Annotated in this window: 7 protein-coding genes and 1 pseudogene; all 8 read left to right on the top strand. The window is 61.2% G+C overall.

Translation table 11 applies throughout. The features are described 5' to 3' along the window. Positions 1–244, top strand: a pseudogene (locus A2J01_RS36585) (cutinase family protein); the annotation flags it as partial. 290 nt (positions 245–534) lie between these two features. Then, on the top strand, positions 535–1056 hold the full coding sequence (locus tag A2J01_RS26375) for a 2Fe-2S iron-sulfur cluster-binding protein (RefSeq protein ID WP_019749532.1): 522 nt from the start codon (positions 535–537) through the stop codon (positions 1054–1056). Next, positions 1053–2045, top strand: coding sequence for an FAD binding domain-containing protein (locus A2J01_RS26370; RefSeq protein WP_191908629.1), 993 nt, complete (start codon positions 1053–1055; stop codon positions 2043–2045). The genes A2J01_RS26375 and A2J01_RS26370 overlap by 4 nt, the downstream gene beginning before the upstream one ends. Continuing rightward, on the top strand, positions 2045–4165 hold the full coding sequence (locus A2J01_RS26365; RefSeq protein WP_064113920.1) for a xanthine dehydrogenase family protein molybdopterin-binding subunit: 2121 nt from the start codon (positions 2045–2047) through the stop codon (positions 4163–4165). Before A2J01_RS26370 ends, A2J01_RS26365 begins: the two co-directional genes overlap by 1 nt. Positions 4166–4243: 78 nt before the next feature. After that, positions 4244–5257 carry an FUSC family protein gene (locus A2J01_RS26360; RefSeq protein ID WP_019749535.1) on the top strand — a complete coding sequence of 338 codons (1014 nt, stop codon included), beginning with the start codon at positions 4244–4246 and terminating at the stop codon, positions 5255–5257. 51 nt (positions 5258–5308) lie between these two features. Continuing rightward, entirely contained in the window at positions 5309–6817 is a 1509-nt protein-coding gene (locus A2J01_RS26355; RefSeq protein WP_064113919.1) for a YhjD/YihY/BrkB family envelope integrity protein, read from the top strand. Beyond that, positions 6814–7059, top strand: coding sequence for a hypothetical protein (locus A2J01_RS26350; RefSeq protein ID WP_064113918.1), 246 nt, complete (start codon positions 6814–6816; stop codon positions 7057–7059). The genes A2J01_RS26355 and A2J01_RS26350 overlap by 4 nt, the downstream gene beginning before the upstream one ends. A gap of 308 nt (positions 7060–7367) precedes the next feature. Further along, the gene (locus tag A2J01_RS26345) at positions 7368–7694 is read left to right on the top strand and encodes a hypothetical protein (protein ID WP_064113917.1); all 327 of its coding nucleotides are present in this window, start codon (positions 7368–7370) and stop codon (positions 7692–7694) included. Positions 7695–8046: the final 352 nt, after the last annotated feature.

Raw genomic sequence — 8046 nt, 5'->3', positions numbered from 1 at the left:
CACCGATTCCGCTCCGACACAGAATCTGGAACTCTCAGCACTGGCTAATTCGTTGACCGCCATGGCCAGTGCACAAGGCGCCAACGACCTTGCATCCTTAATAGCGGAGGGGCTCGACGCAGCGTCCTTCTTCGCCTCCGGGGCACACCAGAACTACAACTCTCTCGTCGTCGACAACGCTGGCCGCAACGCGATCCAGTGGATCTCGGACTGGCTCAATCTGCAGATCGGACGCGCAGCATGAGCCGGTAACCCGCCCGCACTCCGACATTTCGAAGAAAAGAATCTCACGATCGGCCCCTCCTGGAGGGGCGGGCCCGCGTGGTCAGCCCCCACCGCCGATCGAACCCACCTCCCCAATCTGACGAAGTAGCACATGTCCCAGATGGGGGAGACCGCGATACTGCCGAAGCGGGTGAGGTCGCTGTAGCGGCGGTGTGTACGAGTGCGATCTAGTCGCGATCTTGCAAACGCCGCCTCGTCAGATCGTGACGCTACCCGTTTGAGTAATCCAGAGCTGGGTAGGTGCTCGTCATGGAGTCTTCGCGAATCGATGCTGAGATCACGTTGATGGTAGACGGCAGCAGCCACACCCTGACGGTCGACACTCGAACCACGCTGCTCGACGCGCTGCGGGATCGCCTCGGCGTGACGTCCCCGAAGAAGGGTTGTGACCACGGGCAGTGCGGATCGTGCACGATCCTCCTCGACGGGCGGCGCGCTGTTACGTGTTTGACGTTCGCAGTGGCACAGGACGGCGCACAGATCACCACGGCAAACGGTTTGGCGGGCCACGACGGTCTGCATGCCGTACAACAAGCCTTTCTCGACCAGGATGCGCTCCAGTGCGGGTACTGCACCCCGGGACAGGTGTGCTCGGCAGTGGGGATGCTCGACGAGGTGAAGGCCGGGCACCCCAGTCATGTCACGGAGGACCTCGATGCTGACCCGGATCTGGACGACGCCGAGATTCGAGAACGCATGAGCGGGAATCTCTGTCGCTGTGCTGCGTACGGCAACATCGTCGCAGCGATTCGACAGGTAGTGCAGTCGTGATGCCGTTCGAGTACCGACGCGCCGAGGATGTCGACGGCGCGTTGGCCCTGGTGACTGAAAACCCCGGCGCCGCCTTTCTCGGAGGCGGTACGAATCTGGTCGACCGTATGAAACTCGGCGTGACCAACCCGCGCATGGTGATCGATGTAAGTCGGCTGCCCCTCGCCGGAGTGGAGATGCTTCCGGATGGAGGAGTCCGCATCGGAGCGACAGTTCGAAACAGCGATCTCGCAGCCCACCCCGTCATCCGCCGCCGATACGCGGTGCTTGCTCGCGCTCTCCTGGCCGGAGCTTCAGGGCAGCTTCGTAATGCCGCGACAACAGCCGGCAATCTGATGCAAGCTACCCGCTGCGTCTACTTCCAGGACGTGACAACTCCGTGCAACAAGCGGGAACCCGGATCTGGTTGCTCCGCCGTCGGCGGCTACGTGCGCTACCACGCAATCCTGGGGGCTTCCGACAAATGCATCGCCGTGCACCCGTCCGACATGGCGGTCGCGCTGGCTGCGTTGGACGCCGTGGTCGTCGTAAGGGACCGCCGTGGCGAGCACAACATTCCTGTCAACGAATTCTACCGTCTCCCTGGAGATTCACCGGAACATGACACAGTTCTGAAACCCGACCAGTTGATCGTTGCAGTGGAGCTGCCCGTGCCTGCACCGGCGGCGCTGTCGACGTACGTCAAGACACGCGATCGCGCCTCCTTCGCTTTCGCTCTGGTTTCGGTTGCCGCTGAGGTCGAACTCGAAAACGGTATTGTCGCGGGCGCCCGAATCGCCATCGGAGGCGTGGCGCACCGCCCCTGGCGCGCGTACAAGGCGGAAGAGGTCTTGCTGGGATCCCCGCCTACCGAGGAAGTGTTCGTGCAAGCCGCAGATGCCGAGTTGGCGAACGCGAACCCACAGTCGGGCAATGCTTTCAAGATTCCCCTGACACGCGGCGTCATGGTTTCGGTGCTGAGGTCACTCACCACCGGAGGGCCGACGTGATGAGGATGATCGAACCGGGCTACCTGGGAAATCCGATGGAGCGTCTCGACGGGTCCGCGAAGGTCACGGGGACGGCGCTCTACGCGTTCGAACATCCCGTGGAGAATCCCACCTACCTGCACGCCGTCCAGGCGACGGTTGCGCGTGGCCGCGTTGTCAGCATGAAAACGGAACTGGCAGAGGCACTTCAGGGTGTCGTCGCCGTGATCACCGTTTTCGATGCCCCACGCTTGGCGGATACCGAAGACCGAGAGCTGTCCGTACTCCAGGACCCAGCCGTCCACTTTCGCGGACAATTCATCGGTGCTGTGATTGCCGAAACACCCGAGACAGCCCGTCATGCAGCCGGGTTGGTACAAGTCGAGTACGACGAACTCCCTCATGATTGTGAGCTACGAGCCGATCGCGACGACCTCTACGCCCCGGAGGACGTCAACGGATTCGCGACCGACACGACCGACGGCGATGTCGAGTCGGCATTCGTGGCTGCGGATGTGACGATAGATCAGACCTACACCACTCCACTCGAACACAACAATCCGATGGAACCGCACGCCTGCATTGCAATCTGGGGGGACGACGCCGAGGGTGGGCGGGCGTGCGTCACCCTGTACGACTCTACTCAGGGCGTTCATGTCGTTCGCGAGACCCTGGCGCCCATGTTCGGGCTCGAACTCGAGCAGATGCGAGTCGTGGCGCCACATGTCGGCGGAGGGTTCGGTTCGAAGGGATCACCTCACGCGCACAACGTATTAGCGATTCTTGCTGCCCGCAGGACGGCGGGGCGACCTGTCAAGTTCGCGCTCACGCGGCAGCAGATGTTCGCGATCGTCGGATACCGCACATCCACCATTCAGCACCTGCGCCTCGGTGCGAACTCCCACGGTCTTCTGACGGCGATGTCCCACGACGTAGTCGAGCAAACGTCGAAGATCAAGGAATACGCGGAACAGACTGCTGTTGCCACCCGGATCATGTACGCCACACCTAATCGCTCTACCTCTCACCGGGTTGCAGCCCTCGATGTTGCAGTCCCGTTCTGGATGCGTGCCCCGGGCGAGACTCCGGGTATGTATGCGGTCGAGGTAGCGATGGACGAGCTTGCCGTAGCTTGTGGCCTCGACCCGATCGAACTTCGTGTTCGGAACGAACCCGAAGTGGATCCGGAGAGCGGAAAACCTTGGTCAGGGCGGAATTTGATCGACTGCATGTACGCAGGCGCGGAGAGATTCGGGTGGAAAGATCGGAGTCGGGGTGATGGACGACGTCCGGTGCGTGGTGGTCTCAGTCCGGACGGCAACTGGATGGTGGGTACCGGCATGGCAGCGGCAACCTATCCGGCAATGACGAACCCCGGTTCGAAAGCGCGCATCGTCTTCGGAGCCGATCGAATTTACACTGTTCAGATCGGGGCGGCCGACATTGGCACGGGAACCTGGACCGCTCTGACTCAGATCGCCGCCGATGCTCTCGAATGCCACATAGAGGAAGTTCGGCTCCAAATCGGCGACACCACATTCCCTTTCGCCACAGTTGCCGGTGGCTCCGCCGGTATCTCGTCGTGGGGCTCTACTATCGTCGCGGCTGCCCGTCAGTTCCGCGCGGAACACAGCGCCACTCCCCTTGCCGGCGTGGAGACGACAACTGAGACGCCGGAGAATCCGGACGAGGACGTTTACTCCATGCATTCATTCGGTGCTCATTTCGTGGAAGCGCGCGTACATCGCGAGACCGGCGAGATCAGGATCCCCCGGATGCTCGGTGCATTCTCGATCGGACGCGCAATCAATGCAAAAACGCTTCGCTCACAGCTCATCGGAGGAATGACGATGGGATTGTCGATGGCGTTGCACGAGGAAAGCTTCCGGGACAACAGGTTCGGCCACGTGATGACTCACGACTTGGCGAGCTACCACATCAGCACAAACGCGGATGTGCAAGACATCGAAGCCTTCTGGCTCGACGAGACTGACGCACACGTCAACCCGATGGGATCGCGGGGCGCCGGCGAGATCGGGATCGTCGGGGCAGCAGCCGCTGTTGTCAATGCTATCTACGATGCTACCGGTGTGCGGGTACGCGACTTGCCGGTAACAGCGGACAAGGTCCTGTTCAGATGAGTCTTCGGACGACCGTAGAAGGTTAAGGAGCAAGCAATTCTCGAGCATCCCCTCATTCAGCGATGTGAAAGCATAGGCTTGATCACAGCTCTGAAAGGCGCAGTCGCCGTAGTCATCGCGTGGGTGATCGCGAACAGCGTCTTTCATAGCCCTGAAGCATTTCTTGCTCCGTACGCTGCACTCTTCATCATCGGGAACACCGTGCGGAACTCGATGCGGGTGGCCGCCCGCCAGGTCAGTGTGGTCGTCCTCGGAGTTGTTGTGGCCGCCGTCGCGGCGGTGACCCTTCCGACCGTCGCTGCATTGGCCATCGCAACGGGTGCAGGAATACTCGTCGGCCGCATTCCGCGGTTGTCGCCTGACGGGATTTGGGTCGCCGTCACCGCCGTATTGGTCCTTCTGTACGGAACAGCAACCAACCCGTACTTGGTGATGCACCGCATTGGTGACGTAGTGCTCGGAGTATTCGTGGGCATCGCGGTCAATGCCGTGTTGGTGCCGCCGGACTATCTCTCCGACGCCAGAGACCTCTTGGTGGCACGTACGCATGAGGTCGCGGACATTCTCCGACAGATGGCCGCGGACGTGAAAGCCAGTGCTGGAACACAGGGTTCATGGCGTCAACGCGCTCTGTCGGTGAACAAATCCGTTGCCGCGGAGACCGCGGTGATGGACGGTGAAGCCAGCCTGGTCGGAAACTTTCGCAAACGTGGGTGGTTGCGTATAGGAGGATCCGAGTTGTTTCGCCCGGCCGCCGAAGCACTCGATCGAGCAGCGCTACATCTCATGGGCCTGATCCTTGCCGTCGAGGACGGCGATTTCAACGAGAACGGGAGTTTGCAAAGTGCCGTCTCGGAGTTGCTCGAAGCGATGGCCATAGCCTTTGCCGATGCGGGAAGAGGTCCGGTGCACGACCCTACCGACCATCGTTCCGTCACGACCTTGCCCCTTGCCCGTGAAAGATTGACCGCACTCGAAAAGCTCGTGCAGCAGGGAACAGTCACAACGTCCGTCGCACCTTCGATAGTTCTCTCCAGCCGTGGGTTACTTGCGGCGCTCGCTGTCCTCGATCGAGAGGAGTACGGAAGCTAGGGGAGTCTCGACCGAGTTTCGACACCCGGCTCACTGGGTAGCAACTCGGGCATGGTGACACACACGGTTGATGCGGACGACGCGCGTAAGCCTTCCGATCCGACCGACCTGACGGCGCAGTCGTGGAAGTTCGTAGCACGACGTTCTGCCCGAGAGTTCACTCGCGATCAGTGCACCGATCTGGCGGCGGCTTTGACGTACTACGCTGTGCTGTCACTGTTCCCGGCGCTTCTGGCGCTGGTGTCCCTGCTGGGAGTTGTCGGCCAGGGGCGTGCCAGTGTGGACACGGTGATGGAACTGGTGGCCGCTGTCGGACCGGACTCGGCCGTGGACACGATGCGTGGCACCGTCGAACAACTGGTGGCGGCCCCTACCGCCGGTTTCGCATTGATCATCGGTCTCGCGGGTGCGTTGTGGTCGGCCTCCGGCTATGTCGGCGCATTCGGGCGAGCGATGAATCGTATGTACGAGGTGGAGGAAGGCAGGCCGGTCTGGAAACTTCGTCCTCTGCAACTGGTCGTCACCCTCGCAGGACTTCTGTTGGTTGCCGCGGTGATCTTGATGCTGGTCGTCAGCGGACCTGTCGCCAAGGCGCTAGGTGATCAGCTCGGCATCGGAGACGGCGCGGTGACGACGTGGAATATTGCGAAGTGGCCCGTCATTCTGATCTGTGTCGCGTTGGCGGTGGCGGTGCTGTATTACGTGACTCCCAATGTGCAACAGCCGAAATTTCGTTGGATCAGCGTCGGAGCAGCACTCGCTATTGCAGTGTGGATCGTGGCTTCAGTCGGATTCGCTTTCTATGTAAGTCATTTCGGTAGTTACAACAAGACGTACGGATCGTTGGCCGGGGCGGTCATCTTCCTCCTCTGGTTGTGGATCACCAATCTTGCGTTGTTGTTCGGAGCAGAAGTTGACGCGGAACTCGAACGCGGCCGGCAGTTACAGGCCGGAATCGAAGCCGAAAAATTCCTGCGGCTGCCTCCTCGGGACACCAGCGTTTCGGAAAAGAACGCTCGTCTGCACGCACACGATATCGCCGCCGGTCGCGAACTTCGCGAAACGCACGGCGGCGAAGACAACGAAGGGACGTCGACCATGACCGAGCGATCCGATAGCCGGGCAACCGTTCCGAGCACCGCGCCGCCGAAAACTGTCGACACAGAGGGCGTAGACCCGCACGCACTGTCGACCGTACAACTCGTCGAGCGCCTCACCGAGCAGGTGACCGACCTCGTACGGGCCGAAATGTCGCACGCAGTAGCCGAAGTCAAGTCGAAGAGCACCCGGTTCGGTGTAGGGGTCGGTATCTCCGGCGCCGGCGCACTGCTGCTGCTGTACGGCCTCGCGGTACTTCTGGCGGCAGCAGTACTCGGATTGGCCACAACCCTCGAACCTTGGCTTGCAGCTCTGATCATCGCGGCAATCGTGATCGCCATCGGAGCAATAACCGCACTCGTGGGAGCCAAACGAGCGAAGTCCGCGGCGCCACCACTTCCGGAAGAGACCGTCGAAAGCGTCAAAGCTGACATCGCTACTGCCAAGAAGGGCGTGAAATGAGCACTACCGCAGACGGACCCGACGAGAATGTTCGAGCCCAACGTGAGGCTCTAGCCGCAACCGTAGGCGCACTCGCCGAGAAGGCCGACGTACCGGCCCGAGTCAAGGGCGAGGTGTCGCGTGACGTGGAACGGGTAAAGCAGCGGCCCGCAGCCGTCGCGGCGGCGTTCGGTCTCTTAGTGGTGTTCGTACTTGTCCTCCGCCGCCGCAGGCAGCGTTCCCGCCTCACCACGCACAAATAGCGAGCGCCGTCGACGTTTGCGGCAACGATCGGCACGATGTCCCGGATTCGAACAAGATTCCAACGATGAAGCTCCTTGCAATTGTCCCGTCCGAAGCTTCGGCGAGCTATCTCCGTCTTCGATAGGTTCGCGACCTACGTCGGTGCACGGACCTCGCAGGGATGGTTCTTCGTAGTGTGCATGGTGTGCTGGTGTGACAGTCCCAGCGCCGGAAAATCCGGCTCTCAGCACTCGCAACGGAGTTAGTGGAAACATTTCCCAAGCGGTGAACGCGGGGCGTGTATCTCGGCAGGGCAGAGGAGGATGCGGTGGACTGGTTCGTATCGGTGTGGGACGAGGACATGGGCGTTCATGTGTACCGCGGCGGTGAAGGGTTTGATCGAGCGTCGGTGATCGAGCAGGTGCTCGCTGCGGGTCGGGTGATCGCGCGCCGTCAGGATGATTCGGTGGGCGGTACGGTCGGCAAGGTGACCATCGACGGCATCCCGGTGGATGCAATTCCTTTCGGGGACAACGGTATCGGTGACGATGAACTTCGCTGGCTGATCGGTGCCCAGTTCGACCGCGTCCGAGCAGGAACCGACGCAGCCCACACGGCCTCCCGTCCACGGCAATCGGACCCTCCTCGTATCTGAGGGGTCCGCCGGGCCAGAGTGGGTGTGCATTGTCCGGCGGACCGTCCACAACCTCCCCGTCGGAGGGGCATTCCAAACATCCGCATCGTCATTGCGGATGTGTCAGCGCGTCAGTGTGGGGATTTGAAAGATAAGGCCTGGCTGCAAGGTTCAGCTGAGTTTTCCGAGTTCGGCACGTAATGTTTTCAGCGACTAGGTCAGTAATCGGGAGACGTGCATTTGGGAGATGCCGACTTTCTCCGCGATCTCCGCTCCCTCTCTGTCAGGATTTAGTGAGACACTCGGAGGCAACCGAGATCACTCACTGAGGGCATGAAACGAGCACCACCGATGAGCAGCCCGAACCCCGAAA

The organism is Rhodococcus sp. EPR-134, from assembly GCF_001647205.1.
GTDB lineage: Bacteria > Actinomycetota > Actinomycetes > Mycobacteriales > Mycobacteriaceae > Rhodococcus_F > Rhodococcus_F qingshengii.
The sequence above is the reverse complement of the archived record's forward strand: the minus strand, read 5'-3'. Positions and strand labels throughout refer to the sequence as shown.